The following is a 15,686-nucleotide window of genomic DNA, read 5'->3' as shown; positions in this document are numbered from 1 at the left end:
TGTTCTCGACGAGGAACCGGCTGCGTACGTCGAGTCACGTCGGCACCGAACGCTTCCGGCGTATTGTTGAGCCTTAACGATTCGCGCGTTCGGCGTTGCTGAGTGCCGTTGCGGCCGCACCCAGTTGGTCGTGGTAGATCGCCGGCATCTGGGTCGTGAGGTCCTCGAGAAGCGTGACGGCCTCGCGAAGGGTGTCGATGGCCTGGTCGCGCAGGCCGCTCGTGCTGAGCACACCGCCATGGGCCTGCAGGGCGGATGCGAGCTCGGCGTCGTACCGCGAGCCACCGAGGCCTGCCAGCATCCGGTGGATGTCCACGGCTTCGGCGGTTGTTTCGACCGCTACCCGCTCGCTTCCGTGGACTGCGAGCCACTGTCCGTACTGAAGCAGGGCGGTGGCCAGGTTTCGGCGGTGGACGGTCAGTTTCGACTGGCCGAGGTCCTGGGCGAGCCGCACCGCTTCGTGCGCGGCCGCGACGGCCTCCTGCTGTTTGCCGACCTGCAACAGGTTGCGGCTGTGGTCGCCGAGGACCTCGGTATACAGCGCCTGGTACGACTCCGGATGTGCCGCGGCCCTGAGGCGCATCGTCTTCACGAGCTCGGTCGTGGCCCTGACCGCGCGGTCCGCCAGGCCTGCAGCGGTATAGCGCCGGGCCAGTTCTCGGCGACCGTGGACGTCGTCGCTCCGGCCCGTGCCGATGATCCGCTCGGCGACCATCGCGATGCCCAGGTCGTTGTTCCAGCCACGGCTCAGCCGGTTCCAGAGCGTTGTCAGGGCGCCAGCGGTCGCGTGGGTCGCGAACTCGGCCAGCACGGCGTTCGGCGCGTCGATGAGCAGGCCGGAGTGCTCGGCCGCCAGCAGGTCGAACAATTCCTGTGCTGGTGCGAGGGTGGCGGCCGCGTAGATCGCCCGGCGTGCGTACTTCGAGTCCATCCCCCGCAGGCGGTCGAACAGCGATCGTGCCTTGGCGCCTGGCACTCCGAGGCAGTTCTCGCCCGCCAGCAGCTTGCGGAGCATGACCGCAGCCAGATGGCGGGGACGCATCGGTGCGACGACGCCGTGCCGCGATGTTGGGTACCACCGCTCGTACTGGTCGAGCAGCTCGCTGGTACCGATGTTCAGCGTGGAGAGCAGCGTGGTGGCCTCGGCTCGATCCAGCGGGTGGAGGAGTGTGGCCACGATCATCAGCGGCCCCAGCCGGGAGTGTGCCTGCCAGGCCTCGGCCTCGAGATCGGGCAGGTCGTCGGCGTCCTGACCCTGTCCGCGGGTGAGCACGAAGGTGAGTGCCGCGCTGTGTATCCCTTCGATCGATCGCGGGATCGGTGCCTGCGGCCGCCGGTCGGGCCGGGGGAGCCCGAGCAGGCCGGCGAACTCGGCCGCGGCCGTTCGGAACGCGGCGACCGGTGCGGCGACCGAACCCAGGCGCTGCTGTGACACCGCGTGGCAACCGGCCTCGGCGAGCCGGTGGGTGGCTGCCTCCCACCACGCTGAGGCGGTCTGGTCGAGCGCCAGCACCCGGAGAGGAGTGCCACCCGCAGTGACGAGATGGGCGAGCTCGTCGGGCGTCATGCGCAGCGCTGTCTCGATGATCACGAGCGTGCGGTTGCCCGGCGGTGACTTGAAGTCCTCACGGCGCACGGTCCAGCCTGTCCGGCGCGCGACGGCCGCCAGGGCGTTGGCCAGCTGACGTTCCCCGGTGCCGCCGTAGAGCAGCCGCAGGGCGACGGGGTCGGCGGAGGTGAGCCAGTCCGTGAGCGAGTCAAGGTCGGCTTCCTGATCGCGGGGCGGAAATCTGTCCGCCCAGCAGAGCAGAACGCTGGGCAGCGTCGCAACGCCCCGTTCGACGAACTCGACGGGCGGCCTGATTCCCGCCGACAACTGCGCACCGCCGGCAGGCGACCAGACCGTCCGGTCGGCGGGGATCAGGATCGTGGTCTCCTCGCCGTCCGGGTGCACGATGTCGACCACCGCCGGATCGGTGTTCACCACCTCGATGGAGGCATCGCCGTCGGCGGGTTCCCCGCCGACGCCGAGCTTCCCGTCCTCGGCCGTGACGCGCAGGTGGCGTGTGCCGACCACATCGGCGATCAGGCGCACGTCGGCGGCCCGCAGGTCCGCAGGCACCGTTCGCGGCAGGTGGTCCTGGTCCGCGAACTCCTTCGCGGCCTGGCCGATCAGCCAGGCGATCGAGCTGTTCAGCACCTCGTCCGGGAGCCGGAGCCACGCACCGTACGTCCAGTCGGCGATACCCGCCCTGCGTTCCTCGACGAGCGAGCGCAGCACGCCCCGAAGCGCGGGCTGCCAGTCCCCGCCGGTCAGTGCCAGCTCGGTGACCCGTTCTTCGAGGCGCAGCGCGGGGGTCAGGCAGTCGTCGTGGGCGGCGGCGAGCACGGACCACACCTGGTGCAGCGGATCGTCCTCGTGCTCCGCCAGGTGGCCGACCAGCACGGCGCGCAACGGGGCCAGCAGTTCGGCGCGGAGCACGACGCTACCGGTGCTGCGGGAACCCACCCAGTCGCTGAACCACAGATCCGACTCGACGGCTACGTCCAGCCTGGGCAGCGTCGTGAGACGTACCGCGCGGATCAGCTCCGGCTCGATCCTGGTCGCCGGGCTCAGTGCGACGGCCAGCTGAGCCTCGGCCGGAAGGTCCGTGAAGGCGTTCTCCCGGAGCAGGGCGCTCAGTCGCTCGCTGATCATCCTCGCGACATCCTCACCTGTGCGCGGCTGACTGTGGTCTCCCGGTCCCAGGTCACGAGCGGCAGGAGCGCGACGAGCCAGGACGGCCATCGTCGTGCCGGGAACGGCACCAGACCCACCGGCGAGCATTCGTGCGAGCGGAGCAGCTGGACGAAGGCCTCCCACTCCCGTGGCCGGCACCGCTCCGGCGTCAGCGGCCTTCCGCCCATGCCGAAGTCGGACAGGACGAGGACGCGGCTACCGGGTGCGGGCGGCCGGTAGCCCTTGTCCCGCAGGGGACACGCGACGAAGTTCCGGGTGTCGGTTGCGTGCTTGCCCACCAGTCCGCGCACCTGCTCGACCAGGCTGTCCTGGTCCCTGGCGAAGAGATCCATGGCCGGGCTCATGTCGACGAGGACCTGAACTCCGAACCTCATCGTGGGCACCTGAAGCCTCGGCAGTGTCCGGACGGGACGGCCGCGAGCGACCATGTCGACCAGCCGCGGGACGTCGATCTGTCCGTCCGGTACTCGGTGGGACAGGATCGCCTGCAGGATCGCGCGTTCCGACTTCGGCGGGAGCAGCCGGTGATGAGGTGGCCGCGCGGAGCGGTGCCGCTGTGTGGGCACCTCCAGCGGGACCGCGTCCGCCCAGTCCCGTTCGGTGAGCGGGACGACCTCGTGGTGTTCACGCACGACGACCGAGGACGGCGTCCTCGGTCGCGGAGGCGACCGCTCCGGTGCCGGTGGTTCGCCGGACGAGCGGGCGGCCGCCTTCACCTCTCCTGGTTCCGCAACGGGTGGAGCCGCAGGATCGTCCCCGGTGCCCGGTCCCTTCGGGGGCGCGTCGGTGCCGGTGAGACCGAGCAGCCGCGCCACCTGCTCAACCTCGGCCGGATCGTCGGTGGCGCCCAGGACGGCGACGGCACGCACCAGGTCACCGAACCAGATCTCACCGCGCATCGTCCGGCCTCGTCTTTCTCAGCGTGAGCTGCTCCACGTGGTGCCATCCCTCGCTGTGCGGCCGGATCTCGAGCTCGCGGCAGGCACGGAACGCGTCCAGGAACTCGGCGGTGCTCGGTGGCCTGCGGGCCTTGCTCTTCGCGTCGGCGCGCGCTTCGTCGAGCGCGTTCGCCAGTGCCGTCGCGAGCACTTCGTCATCGGCCCCTACGCCGCCGCTTCTCTTCTCCTGGTGAGCCAAGGCGATCTCCACGAGACGCGTGACCGACGGCTCGGACAACCACGTGACCACGCAGCGGCGCAAGAATGCCTGTGGCAGCTCACGTTCTTCGTTCGTGGTGACGACGACGAGATGATGGGCGAAGCCGGGTCGGACGAACGACGACAGGTCGCCGGACTCGGGCGAAGCGGGTTCCTTGGCAACGGTACGCCGGGTCTCGGCGACCTGGAACTCACCCGTTCCGAGCGGCACCAGCAGGCTGTTCGGCAGATCGGGATCGGCCTTGTCGATCTCGTCGATCAGCAGCACCGCGCGATCCTGCCGCCGTGTCTCGTTCTCCTTCCAGCGGGGATCGGCCGCGTAGAGCTCCGGCGGCATGAGTTCGGACAGCGTCGAGCCGCGTCGCCTGGCGGAACCCGGTGCGAACGCCCACCACAGCGGTCCCGGCTCTACGTAGCGGAAGTCTTGCCACGGTTCGCCGTCCACCTGGCGAGACCGCGCGTCGGCCAGCCTCCGCACGCTGTCGAAGTTCCACAGCAGGTCCTGCGCCTGCGTTCGCGCTGTGACCACGTGCTTGCAGAACCGCCATCCTTCCCGCTGGGCGAAGAACGGCGCCAGCGAGGACTTCCCCGAGCCTGGCTCGCCACGCAGCAGCAGCGGTCTTCCCGTGGCCAGCGCCACCTCGACTGCCCTTGTCAGCTCGTCGGTCATCAGGTAGACGGAGCCGTCCTGATCCGGTGCGTCCACAGTGGACGTGATGCTCATGTGCGCTCCCTATGAGGCCAGCAGGTCCTCTAGTGCCCTGATGTGCTTGATCACTTTCGCTTCCTCGCCTTCGGCCAGGGGCGCGAGTTCGATCACGGACTTCCCGTCCAGCTGCTTGTCACCGGTCAGGAGGAACACGATGACCTCGGGGAAGCGGGCGTGCAGCGACCTCGTGGCGGTCAGCGCCACGTCGAGTCGCATCCCCTTCGTCGAGACGATGAGGACGAAACGTTCCGGTGAGGGCAGCTGGAAGTCGGCGGGCAACGGCCGCTGGCGCTCCCAGGCGAGCGTGCCGAGCGTCTGTTCCATGTTGGCGAGCAGGTCTTCCGCAGCGTCCTCGCCAGTCGCCGTGCCGACCTCACGATGTTTGACGTCCGCAGTCCGGAAACAGGTCGCCGTCTGGAGGTAGTCGTGGCCAATCTCGTCGTGGTCCGCGTTCAGCGCCACCACGAAGGAATCGGTCTGGTCCGCGGGCGGTAGCACCCGGGCCGCCTGCCCGCGATCTATCCACGCGGGCCGTAGATACTCGACGAGCGCCTTGATGCGGTCCTGCCCGGTGGTGCCGAGCCGGATCTCGTCCAGTGCGCGAACGACCTCGTGGTGGCCGCCATGGGTGAGCAGGTGAACCGCCAGCAACCTGGGGCCCATCATCGGAATGATGAGCTTGTCCCGCTCCGTCCTGTCCAGGCCGAGTTTCTCGCCGCTGGCTTCCAGTACCTCGCGGTCCACGTTCTTGAGCTCAACCTCGATCAGCCTTGACCACCGGTCACCCAGCGGATCATCCGCGCTGTGGTTCATCCGGGGGAACAGCGCACAGATCTCGTTCACGGTCGCGGAGACCTCGTCCGCGGGTGACGTTCGATGCTTGCGATGATGAACGGCGTGCAGTGTCAGCAGGTCCGAGAATCCCTCTGCTCTCACGTCCGCCGTGGTGACACCGCCGATCAGGACAGGCACGATCAGCGGAGTCTGAAGCAGGTGGTAGCTGCCCAGGGCCTGGATGAGCTCACGCCGGACCACCGGGCTCTTGAGCGCACGCGCGGTGAGCAGGAAGACCGCGACATGACACCGGAACAGCGCCAGGTGCATCTGCGGGGTCCACTCCTCCGCGACGCGCATGTCCTTGAGGTCGAGGAACGGGTCATAGCCTGCGGCCCCCAGGTGGGCGTAGAGGGCTTCACGGATCTGCAGGGCCGGATCGTCCTCCGTCTCGCCGCTGGTGCTGTGACTGATGAACACTTTGATCATGGGCTGGTCTCCGGGACCGGCGAGCTCCACTGAGCGAGCCACGCCTCGTTCTCCTTCGCGAGGACACGTTCGCCTTCCTCGACGACCTCGTCGCCGACCTGGCCACCGCACCACCGCGCACGCAGCGACTCCAGTTCGTCGGCCGTGCGCTCGTACACCAAGGCGACGTGCTCGCTGCGGCTCGCGGCGGCGTGTGCGGTGAGGGCGGTCCCCGCCGTGGTGAACACCCCGATCCACACCGACAACGGGGCGAAGCCGGGCACGAGCACGGCGGCGGCGAACGCGGTGCCGAGCCCGGCCGAGATGATCTGCGCGGTGCGGAGTCGCGCCGCGACGGTGCTGAACTCGTGTGCTTTGGGACGGTAGAAGGTGTTCACCTGGTAGGTCAGCCGATTATCCACATAGGATTCCGCGTTGTGTACCGCGGGCAGGCTCCTGCCGTCGTCCTCAGTTCTGGCCACCCGGCTGGCCAGGTCGCCCGCTGCGGTCGTCAGCTCGGCCGCCCGCTGGCCGAGCACGTCGTCACGATCGGCGCTGCGGTAGCGAGATGCCTTGGCCAGGTAGGTGTGCACTTCCGCTTTGAGTGCTTCCGACACGGCCCGCAGGCCCGTGGACTCGCGAATCGCGCTCTTCCCGCTGTGGGTGGCCGCCCAGCCGGCGAGCCCAGTCGCCACCATGCTGACCAGCGCCAGCCGCGGTTCGTAGGTGGCCATCGCGCCGGCGACGGCTCCGGCCAGGGAGAACACCAGGACGGCGAGGCGCCACTTCCTCAGTGACGCCTTGGCCGCGTCCGCCGCGAGTGACCAGCGGCGCTGCCTGCCCCACACCTGATCCACCGTTGTCGCACGCACCTTATGCCACCACCCCGACCACAAGGCCCAGCAGAAAGATCAGCACGGCGCTGACGAACAGCACCAGGCGGTAGTCGCCGCCATGGCTTTCCGCCTGGTGCGAGCGAGCGCCGCGTTGTCGTGGCGGACTGGACTGCGGTGCTGCAGCCGGAGCCGCGTGGTGTGCGGCGGGGTCGGCGCAGAACAGCTCGTCCCATGCGGGCTCAGGTCCCGGGGAACCCTGCCCCCGGAGATCCCGCAGGCCGAGCGCCGCCAGCAGGAGCGTGATCTTGCCCGTCCTGGTGGCCTGGTTGACGAGTTCCTTCACCAGTCCGGGAGATGTCTTGTGCCTGCTGACGATGCCGCACACGGCGGCCAGCGTCGGGTGATCCCGCGGCGTCAGGTCTTCGAGGTGCCGGCCGAGGCAGTGCGTCAAGATCGCGCGGTACGCCCCCTGCGCGTGCTGGGCGACGATGTCGACGCGTTCTGTCGTGAAATGTGCATCGAGCAGTTGGGAACGCATTCGTGAGCGAACCGCGGCGGACTCCGGCGGCACCAGATCACAGAGCAGTCCGACCAACTCGGCCGTTCGGCCCGGGTCGTCGGCTCTGCGTAGCTCCTGGGCGATCTCCAGCGGGCTGGGCCCTTCGGGTGCGGGGATCGGGCCGGGCGACTCGGAAGACGTGATCGTCAGGATCATCCCTGCTAACGGCGGATCGACTGGTTCCACGGGCTTGACCCGAGGCGTCTGCGCGGAGACGTCGAACAGCGAACCGAGCAGGGCGATTCGGTCCTGGAGAGCAGGGCGGTCAGCCACCGAGTGCTTGAACAGCAGGCTGTCGATCGCATTCATGCCCTGCGCCACATAGGTTTCCGCGAGCATCAAGGCTATCCGGTCCGCCGCGTCGTCTGTTGTCGCGTCTCCCAGGTCGACGACCGTGCCGGCCACTTGGGTAATCCCTTCGAGGATCCCGGGCAGGAAGACGATCTCAGCTGCGGTCTTCGTGCTGGGCACCACGGTCTGTTCGTAGGTGGAGAACGTCCATTTCCGCCTGATGTCCGAGCCCGAGAACAACGCCCCCGCCACCCGCAGACAGTCTCGTATCAGTGGAATCCGGTCGGAGTCCGGCGCGCCGCAGACCGTCAGGTTCCCGGTCGGCTGCCGCAGCAGCGCGGCGAGGAGGGAGGCGATCGCGTCGGGTTTTGCTACGCGGAAATGGTGTCCGGCTGCGGGAATCACAACGGCGGGAAAGGAATTCGACGGGTCGGCCTGCGCTCTGTCCAGCCAGCCGGACCACCCCGCCAGCGCGACCGCGCGTTCCGGAGTGAGGAGGTCTGGCCGGCCGACGAGCGCGTGCGCGTGCCCCCGGCTTTTGGTGTGGCCGTTGTCGATGCGGCGCAGGACTGCCGCGTGTTCTTCGGAGAACGAGAAGTACGACAGGCTGGTACGAGGAACCTCCTGGTCGGGGTACGACTCCAGCCGGCACAACGGCAGCAGGCGGTTGCTCCACGGTCCGAGGCCGTCCTGCCACGCAAAGGTAGACGCGATCGGCTCCACCCCGTTGGGGCCGGGGCCGAACAGGATCTGGTGGACTTCCAGGGTCTCGTCAACGGGTCTGGGCATCCCAGCGGCCCACCTCTCGTGCCTCGGGCCCGGTGAGCACACCGGTCATGGCCAGCAACGCCACCAGCGGACGCAGCACCCGCATCGGCCGCACACCGCGGCTGAACCGCTGACCGATCGGCTCCGCTCCGGTCGCCGATGTGAAGTGCAGGGTGCACAGGGGGAACTTGTGGAACGGGGTTAGCGAGGAGTTCGCGTTGTGCTGGAGCAGGAACCCGTAGACGTCCCGGCTCTCCTCCAGCAGTGACGCCGCGTCGAGGCGCTGGTCGTCCGCTTTGCGGATCCACCTGTCGACCGGCGGGACGTAACGGAGCCGGTCGGACTTGTTGAGCACGACGGCCGCCGGGGTGCCCCGTGCCATGCCGAGATCCTCGAGCCGGGCGATCACCTGGCTGAACACGGCGTTGCCCTGGACCTTCTCCGATGACTCGCGGTTCCGGATCCCGAGCGCGTGCTCCGGTGTCTCGACGAAGAGCAGTGCGTTGACGCCGATGAGGAACCGTGCACGCTGGCCCAGGTCGCCGTCACCCTGCTTCAGGAAGTCCTCGCCGGAGATGTCGAAGAACGTGACTGGCCGGGTACCGGACGACGAGGTCACGATCATGACGTTGGTGAAGCCGGTGATCCCGTGCTTGGTGCCACCCAGCTCCTCGTCGCGTTGCAGCCGGGTGAGGTGCTCGACCTGGAACCGGCGGTGCAGCATGAGGTCCATGGCGCGGGCGGTCAGCCCGTACGACTGCAGTCCGCCCTTCTCCAACTCGGCGATCATCGACGCGAGCAGGTGCGTCTTGCCGGTGCCCGAACGCCCGACCAACCCGACCACCAGCGGTGCGTCGTAGTCCAAATAGGACGCGGGTAGGTGGTGGGCTTCGGTGTCGTTCGACGGGTTGGGGCACCGCTGGTAGCAGTTGCGCCTGATGTCGTTGCGCTTCACCGGGTTGTTGACCTGGCTCAGGTCGATCTTCTCGTACTCGCCCACCTCCTTCGCGGGCACCCACAGTTCGTCGTCCCGCCACTCGAACTCGTCCAGGCAGACCGGGCAGCGGATCCACTTGCCGGTCGCCGCGGCAGGCGCGGTCATCCGATCATCCTCCACACGAGACCCGCGACCACGGCCGCGGCGATCACCAGCGACACCAACAGAAACCAGAGCCGGCCAGGACGTGGTCCGCCCGTTGCCGAGAGAGGTTTCCGCTGAGATCCGTCCTTCTTGCCGGTCAGGACTTCGTCGAACCTCTGCCGTGACTCGGAGAACCTCGTCGCCGTGTCGTCCTGCCGGGCGGGAACGACCGGACTCGCGGTGAGCCGGTGGAGAACGTCACTCGCGGACGGCCGATTCTCGCCGGGATCGAAGATTCCGGCGAGCAGCGCGGCCAGTGCGGGGCCGGAGCGGCCGGGGTCAGGCGGGGTGCCGGTCTGTTGCCCGGTCACGACCTCCAGCACGATCGCGCCTGCGGACCAGACGTCGTCACGTGCCGCTGAGCCGCCCTTGCCGTCGCGTTGCTCGGGAGAGCACCACCGACTGGCACCGCGGACTCTGGGCTCACCGACGAGAACAGCTTGCTCGAACCCGGCCACCTGGGTTCGTCCGTCCTCCCACCGGATCGAGTCGGGGGAGAGGCCGCCGTGCACCAGCTTGGCCGCCTCCAGGTATCTCAGCGCACGGAACAAGCCCACCTCGAAGCTGTGCTGGTCATTGGTGAGCAGCCGCCCGGCACGCGCCGCGACCGGCTCGCCGAGGTAGTGCTCGAGCAGGACGAACGGCTCTTCGCCGTCGATGTCGTAACCGACCAACTTGGACAGCTCCGCCGGGTAGGCGTCGCCGGGGAACCGGCGCAGCAGCCGCGCACCCGCGCGGATCTCACGGTCCAGCAGGTCGTACAGTTCCGGGTTCGCGAGTCCGTCTGGCCGGCGAACCAGTTTCTGCACCAGCCGTTCCCCGGAGTGCGTCACCAGTCCGCGCACCGTCAGGGCGCTGTCCGTGACGTAGCCGTCGTCGGTCTCACGCACGTTCGTGGCACACGGCAGGTACTGGAAGTCCCGATATTTCAGCGTTTCCCACGCGCCGTTCACTGGGCGGCCTCCTCACCCTGCGGCCAGTAACGATCCACGGCGTTCGGCCTGACCGGCACCAGCCGGATGACGCCTGCGGCGAGCGTGCCCGTCGTCCAGCAGGTCTCCAGCGCCGTGTCGGCCGCCGCGCTCGTCAGATGCGACTGCGCCAACGCGGGTGCGAACCGGACGACCTTGATACCGGTGATCTCGTTGTGCAGCCTGCCGAGGTCGCCCGCCCCGCACAGCTGCCGCATGTTCTCCCGGCCGGAGCGATGCGTGATGGCCTCGATGTCCGGCACTGAGCGCAGAGTCTCGGTGATGAGCAGCTCCCGGTTGTCTCCCATCCGGCCGAACTCCGGGGCCTCCTGAATGCCCTGCCTGGTCAGGTGGTTGCGGTACGCGCCGAACAAGGCACGTACCTGTTCGTCCACATCGGCGTCCAGGCGTCCGAGTCCACGTCGTGCGACCAGAGCGGCCCAGCACGGCGTGAGCGCCTCCAGCACCAGGTCGGCGAGGTCGTCCGCGACCACCTGTGACACCAGGGGGTTCTCCGCTGTCCGTTGTCCGCTGGCCTCCTGCGCGATGAGGCGCAGCATCGTGCCCACCTCAGTGAGCACGCCCGCGACCGCGCGGTTCGCGTCGGACCAGAAGCGTCGTTGACCGGCCAGCCGCCACTGCTCGGTCACGACCTCGTCCAGTGCGTCGCCGAGCTCCTGGACGGCCTGGATCGCGTCCTGGGCCCCGGTCGTGGCGTGCCACTCGCGTACGGCCCGGTTCCACAAGAGCGGCAACACCATCAGGAGGACGAGCAGTACCAACGCTGAGGAGGGAGCGACGACTTCCACCGGCGCTGGCGGTCCAGCCAGCCGCGCGACGACCACGCCTGCTCCCGCCGTCAGCCCATGCGCGACGGCCGGGACGGTGGCGAGCCAGACCGGTTCGCTCTCGTCGCGAGGCCGCGACCAGGCGGTTCGTGCCACACCGGCCGTCCACAAGACCGCGAGAGCCACGCCGAGCAGCCAGAACGAGCCCGGCAACAGCGTAACCACCGCGGTCGCGATGAACGCCAGTGGCAGCGCGACCGCGGACACGATCCACCGGCGCGGCGGTGGTGGGTTGTTCAGCCGCTCGGACAACGAGGGGGGATAGTCGGAGGTGACGCCGCCAGAGTCCTGGCGGGCAGCTCCCGGCGTGAGCAACGTCGCCGCGTTGCGCAGCCCGGCCGCGACGTCGCCCAGCGAAGTCCCGGCGCGGAGTTGCCGGACCACGGTGGTGCGCACCGCTTCTACCGCCGAGGCGGGAACGTCGTCGGCGGGCGGCGCCAGACCGAGACCCGTGAGCTCACCGACGGCGGGCTTTCCGGTCCTGTTGCCCGCGTCGACGAGGTCGGACACCCGGCCGACGAGCTCGGCGAACGCGTCGAGTTCCCGTCCTGCCGACACGACCGCCTCGCGGGCCGCCCACACGTCCCGGATACCCAGCAGACCCTGCCACCCAAGGAGTTCGAGCACCGCGTGGTCCGCCGTCTCGGCGTGGGTCCTCGCGCTCGCCCGTGCCTGGGCGAGCACCGACCCTTCGACGACCAGCCCCACCTTGTCGTCCGCTGCGGACTCGGTGTCGGGCATGGGCAGCTCGCCCGGTGTTCCGGTGGAGTCCGTCAGCCGTGGCACGGTGTGCCAGATCGCCGCGATCACCTCCTCGGCCTCGACCGAACCGGACACGGTGTGCAGGCCGGGACTGGAGGTGGCGTAAGGGATGTCGCGCGCTTTGGCGACGACCGCGTCGAACACGTCTTCGATGGACAGCGCGTCCTTCAGTTCGGTGAGCCCGGAGGTGCCCTGCCACTCCGGGGCGGGCAGCCCGCGCCCTTGGTCCGGACTCCACAGCACGCCGCGCGGATCACTGACCCAGAGCACCGCGGCACCGTCCTGCCGCAATGTCTCGGGCAACCGCAGCACCGCACCCGTCTCCGACTCCTTGCCGGAGCCGACCACGACACACGCTACTCGGCATCGCGCGACGTAAAGGTGTTGGTAGTCGGCGAAGTTCTGCTCCACCGTCGAGTGGTGATCGACGATCACCACTCGACGAGGCGCTTCATACTGGCCGTCGCGGACCATCTTCAGCCAGGACCGGCACAGCTCCAGGTCTTCGGTCAGGTCGAGGACGTACACCGTCATCGGTCCATCCACTCCTCGAGCTCGCGCAGGGTTCCCTGCACCGGCGAGCTGACCCCGCGGAACGGCAGGTCGAGGGCGGCCGGGAAGGTGACGGTCCAGAAGGCCTGCAGCTGCGCGACCCTGTTCGCACTGGCCTTGCCAAGGCCGTGCAGTGACGACTGGAGGTCGGCGGCGTAGTCGCGGGCGACCTTGAGCACCGTGTGGTAGAGGTCCGACGGGGTGTCCGGGGTCTCGTCGATCTTGTGCGGCAATGAGCTCATCAGCTTGGCCCCGAAGTCGCGGCGGATCCCGTAGTCGTCGGTCAGAGTCCACTCCTCGTACGCGGACAGGACACTGGCCCACGACGACGTGCGGTAGTAGTCGACTAGGTTCAGCCGCATCGACACCTCGTCCGGGCCGCCGAGCCGGACCACGATCGCGCTGGGCGACTCGGGATCGCCCTCGGTCTCCACGTGCCCGTTCCACATCGCGCAGAGCAGGCGGTGCAGGATCAGCACCCGGTGCTCGTCGGCGGTGGCGAGGTAGCTGTAGTCGTAGCCGGTTCGTTGCCGCCAGCGCAGGAAGTCCTGGTCGGTCGGCCTGCGCTGCGCGTCGGACCAGGTGCGTAGAACCTCGCGCAGCTCCGGGACCTCGGTCACGCTCATCGACGTGCGGAACAACACGACCACGATCGACTCCGCGCTGGTGGGCCGGAACTCGACCACCATGTCCGCGGCACGCTGCAGGTTGATCTCCTGCCGGAGGAACTTCTCCAGCTCGGGGTTGACGTTGTCGGCCGGGTAGGTGAACAGCACCTTCATCGGCCCGGCGCCCGGCGGGGAGAATCCACCCGGCACCAGTCCAGCGAGCTTCTGCCGGAACTGGCCGAGATCGCCTTCGCTCACGGTCGCCGAGTCGGCGCCGGCCGCTGCCGACAGCAGGTCCTGCAGCGCGGGCAGCAGTGGACGGTTCTCGGAGTCCTTGAACCGGAACAACATCTGCACCTCGCGCTTGAGCCGGTCGCGCACCGCGCCGACCGCACGCTGGGGCCCCTCCTGCTGTGCGAGCTGGTACGCGCCGCGCCAGCCGTCCGTGCCGAGGATCTCGTTGACGAGGTCGCCGGTGGTCGCGGTCGGGCGCAGCCTGCCCTGACTGACGTACACCTCGACGAACCGCCTGCGCACGGCCTGGTAGAACGGCTCGAGGTCGCCACCCTGGGGCGGCAGCAGGTAGGCGACGCCCACTCGTGGCTGGTACAGCTCTCGTGCCCGCCGGGTGAAGCGCCTGGCGTCGGTCCGGGCGTGCTCGGTGAAGGCGTCGACGATGGCACGCAGGTCGGCGTCCGCGCGCCGCAGAGTCCTCTCCCAGCGGGTCGCCTGCTCGTTCCACGCGGAGTGCCAGCTGCGCCGTGCTCGCCACCGGTACCACTTGTCCTGGCGCTCGATCGTCTGGCGCACTTCGGGGTCGCCCCATTTGATGCGGCTCAGTAGCCGGTTCCGGATGGGCTGCGACTGCGGCGGGGCCAGCGTCATGCCCTCGGGTGCATCGGGTTCGCCCCGTCTGTTCTCCAGCAGTCGCGCGAACCCGCGTTGGTCGACCGGATTGGCGAGTGACGGATGCCCGGCGAACACCCGGTGCAGCCGGAACAGGTCGAGCTCGGCCAGCGACAGGTCGATCGCACGCTGCGGGTCGAAATCCTGTGCCAGCTTCGGCACGCGCTGGACCAGCTCCTGTTCCAGGGAGTGCAGCTTCGCCTCCATGGTCCGCGCTCTCGTGCTCAGAGCCTGCAGGATCGCCTCGGCGCCCGTGGCGATCGGTGGTTCCGTGAATTCGAGCGGTGGGCGCAGCCGCAGAGCATCCACATTGGACGTCGTGAAGAACTGCTCGATCGGCTCGCGATTGCTCTCGGCCCGGCCAGGAGGCGGTTCGACGAGCTCGGTCACCGCCTCGGCGAGCAGCCGTGAGCTCACCAGCTCGGCGAGCTCGTCCACCGGCACCGTGAGCGAAGCCACCAGGCTGGTGGACACACCGCGGTTGCCGATGCCGCTCGGTGACGGCAGTTCCCGTTCTGCCGCACGGTTCACGAAGTCGTCGGCGAACGACTGGTAGTTCCGGTCGGTGCCCTGGGCCAGCGCCGATCCCTCGGTCGGTCCGGTGCCGATCAACGACAGCATCAGTGACACGACTGATCGGTGCAGGTCCTCGCGTTCAACGCCCGCGCTGCGGCCGAATAGGAACGCGGTCTGCACCGTGGAGGCCCGCAGCCGCAGTTCCTCGCCGGTCGGATACCGGACGGACAACGCGCCGATGATGCCGGTGCCGGTCAGCTCGGTTCCGGCCGTCTGCGAGTTCTGGTCGTCGACGAGGCGAAACAGGTCCAGCAGGGCCCTGCCCGCGTTGAGCTGCGCTGGGCGTCCACCTCCGAGTCCCTCCTCGAACGCGGACGGCATCAGCACCAGCGGGTAGATCCGAGCCCGGGTTCCGTTGCGCGCCAGCGCGTCTCCGACGAGGTGCAGGTAGTCGTAGAAGATGCCGCTGCCGGTGCCGCCGGCCACGGAGAACGCGACGAACACGTCGCACGATCCGCCGAGCTTGCCGCCGAGCTGGGCGAGCTGCCCGCCGGAGTTGTTGATGGCACCGATCGCGCGGTTCAGCGGGGCGAGCACGGGCCCCAGACCGGAACGCAGCGTCTCGAAGAGCGCGGCCCTGCCCACAGTGGGGAACTGGCCCGCGCCCTTGGCCAGCGGCCCGATCCTCGGTTCACCGTCCGCGGGAGGCAGCCAGCCGACCGCGGCGTCGGCGTTGAGTCGTAGACTCCTGGCCACCTCGGGATACGTGTCCTGGGTGGGCACGAGGTCACGCACCAGCTGGGCGGTTCGTTCCGCAGCGGGCAGATGCTCCTGGCCAGGTACGATCCGGCGTTGCAGCCGGGTGAACTCGTCCTCGCTGAGGTCCGCGTACACGAACTGGAGGCACGACGGCAGTTGATAGGGCAGGAATCCCTTGCCGCCCATCATCTCCTGCAGGTTGGTGCCGTCGGGGCCGCACAGTTCGGCGCGCAGCCTCCGTTCGAGCTCGGCACCGACCAGGCAGCCGGTTCCACCTAGGCCCACAAACAGGACCGGTTGGTACATCTTCATGTCCGCACT

Annotated in this window: 10 protein-coding genes; all 10 read right to left on the bottom strand. The window is 68.9% G+C overall.

Annotation, left to right across the window (positions count from 1 at the left end):
- Positions 1 to 73: 73 nt before the first annotated feature.
- Positions 74 to 2,698: a hypothetical protein gene (locus tag ACFWNN_RS42535; RefSeq protein WP_382445672.1), complete on the bottom strand. Its 2,625-nt coding sequence runs from the start codon at positions 2,696 to 2,698 to the stop codon at positions 74 to 76.
- The gene (locus ACFWNN_RS42530; RefSeq protein WP_382445671.1) at positions 2,695 to 3,639 is read right to left on the bottom strand and encodes a hypothetical protein; all 945 of its coding nucleotides are present in this window, start codon (positions 3,637 to 3,639) and stop codon (positions 2,695 to 2,697) included. The genes ACFWNN_RS42535 and ACFWNN_RS42530 overlap by 4 nt, the downstream gene beginning before the upstream one ends.
- Complete coding sequence (locus ACFWNN_RS42525) at positions 3,629 to 4,567, bottom strand: AAA family ATPase (RefSeq protein WP_382445670.1); 939 nt, start codon at positions 4,565 to 4,567, stop codon at positions 3,629 to 3,631. The genes ACFWNN_RS42530 and ACFWNN_RS42525 overlap by 11 nt, the downstream gene beginning before the upstream one ends.
- 63 nt (positions 4,568 to 4,630) lie before the next feature.
- A complete protein-coding gene (locus ACFWNN_RS42520) occupies positions 4,631 to 5,869 on the bottom strand; it encodes a toll/interleukin-1 receptor domain-containing protein (protein WP_382445669.1) in 1,239 nt (412 codons plus the stop codon).
- Positions 5,866 to 6,720 (bottom strand): SLATT domain-containing protein, encoded by an 855-nt coding sequence (locus ACFWNN_RS42515; RefSeq protein ID WP_382445668.1) that lies wholly within the window; start codon positions 6,718 to 6,720, stop codon positions 5,866 to 5,868. Before ACFWNN_RS42515 ends, ACFWNN_RS42520 begins: the two co-directional genes overlap by 4 nt.
- Before the next feature lies 1 nt (position 6,721).
- Positions 6,722 to 8,323 carry a hypothetical protein gene (locus ACFWNN_RS42510; RefSeq protein WP_382445667.1) on the bottom strand — a complete coding sequence of 534 codons (1,602 nt, stop codon included), beginning with the start codon at positions 8,321 to 8,323 and terminating at the stop codon, positions 6,722 to 6,724.
- A complete protein-coding gene (locus ACFWNN_RS42505) occupies positions 8,307 to 9,404 on the bottom strand; it encodes a hypothetical protein (protein WP_382445666.1) in 1,098 nt (365 codons plus the stop codon). Before ACFWNN_RS42505 ends, ACFWNN_RS42510 begins: the two co-directional genes overlap by 17 nt.
- On the bottom strand, positions 9,401 to 10,396 hold the full coding sequence (locus ACFWNN_RS42500) for a hypothetical protein (protein WP_382445665.1): 996 nt from the start codon (positions 10,394 to 10,396) through the stop codon (positions 9,401 to 9,403). The genes ACFWNN_RS42505 and ACFWNN_RS42500 overlap by 4 nt, the downstream gene beginning before the upstream one ends.
- Positions 10,393 to 12,558: a hypothetical protein gene (locus ACFWNN_RS42495; RefSeq protein WP_382445664.1), complete on the bottom strand. Its 2,166-nt coding sequence runs from the start codon at positions 12,556 to 12,558 to the stop codon at positions 10,393 to 10,395. The genes ACFWNN_RS42500 and ACFWNN_RS42495 overlap by 4 nt, the downstream gene beginning before the upstream one ends.
- Positions 12,555 to 15,677 carry a tubulin-like doman-containing protein gene (locus tag ACFWNN_RS42490; protein ID WP_382445663.1) on the bottom strand — a complete coding sequence of 1,041 codons (3,123 nt, stop codon included), beginning with the start codon at positions 15,675 to 15,677 and terminating at the stop codon, positions 12,555 to 12,557. Before ACFWNN_RS42490 ends, ACFWNN_RS42495 begins: the two co-directional genes overlap by 4 nt.
- Positions 15,678 to 15,686: the final 9 nt, after the last annotated feature.

The sequence above is a fragment of the Lentzea sp. NPDC058450 genome (assembly GCF_042721395.1).
In the GTDB taxonomy this organism is placed as follows: domain Bacteria; phylum Actinomycetota; class Actinomycetes; order Mycobacteriales; family Pseudonocardiaceae; genus Lentzea.
The sequence above is the reverse complement of the archived record's forward strand: the minus strand, read 5'-3'. Positions and strand labels throughout refer to the sequence as shown.

Excerpts from the sequence above, each read along its gene's own strand:
- ACFWNN_RS42495 (WP_382445664.1), bottom strand. The coding sequence starts at position 12,558 with ATGACGGTGTACGTCCTCGACCTGACCGAAGACCTGGAGCTGTGCCGG.
- ACFWNN_RS42525 (WP_382445670.1), bottom strand. The coding sequence starts at position 4,567 with ATGACCGACGAGCTGACAAGGGCAGTCGAGGTGGCGCTGGCCACGGGA.
- ACFWNN_RS42520 (WP_382445669.1), bottom strand. The coding sequence starts at position 5,869 with ATGATCAAAGTGTTCATCAGTCACAGCACCAGCGGCGAGACGGAGGAC.
- ACFWNN_RS42490 (WP_382445663.1), bottom strand. The coding sequence starts at position 15,677 with ATGAAGATGTACCAACCGGTCCTGTTTGTGGGCCTAGGTGGAACCGGC.
- ACFWNN_RS42530 (WP_382445671.1), bottom strand. The coding sequence starts at position 3,639 with ATGCGCGGTGAGATCTGGTTCGGTGACCTGGTGCGTGCCGTCGCCGTC.
- ACFWNN_RS42505 (WP_382445666.1), bottom strand. The coding sequence starts at position 9,404 with ATGACCGCGCCTGCCGCGGCGACCGGCAAGTGGATCCGCTGCCCGGTC.
- ACFWNN_RS42510 (WP_382445667.1), bottom strand. The coding sequence starts at position 8,323 with ATGCCCAGACCCGTTGACGAGACCCTGGAAGTCCACCAGATCCTGTTC.
- ACFWNN_RS42535 (WP_382445672.1), bottom strand. The coding sequence starts at position 2,698 with ATGATCAGCGAGCGACTGAGCGCCCTGCTCCGGGAGAACGCCTTCACG.